Below are 1,041 nucleotides of genomic sequence, written 5' to 3'. Positions count from 1 at the left end.
GCGACCAGGCAGTCTTGTCATCAAGTCTTCATCAGCTCTGGGCGATCACGTACGGCTCCGGCATGAGGAATGACCCTCGATACACGCCGTCCGACGTGTTCGAGACCTTCCCACGGCCAACGCCAACAGACGAGTTGGATCAGCTCGGGCTGATCCTTGACGCGGAGCGGCGAGGAATTATGCTCCGTCGCGATCTCGGCCTCACCAAGCTCTATAACCTCATTAATGACCCGACCCTTCCGAACACTGCCGACGGCGACATCGCTCGGATGCGAGGGATCCACCGGGAGCTGGACCAAGCAGTGTTGAGCGCCTACGGGTGGGGCGACCTCGGGCTAGAGCACGGCTTTCACGAATACAGGAAGATGGTGAGGTGGACGGTCAGTCCGACGGCCCGGGTGGAGATCCTCGACCGGCTACTCGAGGAGAACCACCGCCGAGCAGCCTCAGAGCCGTCGAGCCGCACGTATGACGGCCGCCACGAAACGGACGATGACGCCGTGACCTTGTTTGATTGAGCTGAGGCGTGCCGGCGTCAGGTGAACAGGGTCCCTTGGTCCGGCGGGACGTTTGCGTGACCCTTCGGCCCGGTCCCACCGGTCGCGGCCCGCGCGTGATTCTCGGCCAAAAGACGATCCAAGAGCTCGGTGCGCGCGTCCGCGCACGGCCCCCACCGCGCGACCTGACGGTACGCGTGGAAACCATGATCCAGGTCGACATCATCCCAGCCATATGTGGCAACGAGCGCCTCATCGATCTCGACATGGATCTCCCTCATCCGGCTGACGTCGGGGTCGTTGTTGATGCCTGAGTCATTGACAAGGTTGTAGAGCTTGGTGAGTCCGAGATCGCGGCGCAGCATGATCTCGCGGCGCTCGTGATCCAACAACCGTCCAGCGGCGTCAAGACGTTCGGTGCGAGGTGGTAGCGGGAACGTCTCGAAGACGTCCGACGGCGTGTACCGGATTCGCGTCTCCAGCGTCGATCCGTAGGTAATGGCCCAGAGTTGATGAAGACTTGATGACAAGACTGCCTGGTCGC

Annotated in this window: 2 pseudogenes; one reads left to right on the top strand and one right to left on the bottom strand. The window is 62.2% G+C overall.

Features of this window, described 5'->3' with window-relative positions:
- Nucleotides 1-518 (top strand): annotated as a pseudogene (locus ASE20_RS08005) (SAM-dependent DNA methyltransferase); the annotation flags it as partial.
- A 17-nt stretch (nt 519-535) separates the two neighbouring features.
- Here ASE20_RS08005 and ASE20_RS25005 read toward each other — a convergent pair.
- A pseudogene (locus ASE20_RS25005) lies at nt 536-1,041 on the bottom strand (SAM-dependent DNA methyltransferase); the annotation flags it as partial.

Source organism: Nocardioides sp. Root240, assembly GCF_001428825.1.
In the GTDB taxonomy this organism is placed as follows: domain Bacteria; phylum Actinomycetota; class Actinomycetes; order Propionibacteriales; family Nocardioidaceae; genus Nocardioides.
The sequence above is the reverse complement of the archived record's forward strand: the minus strand, read 5'-3'. Positions and strand labels throughout refer to the sequence as shown.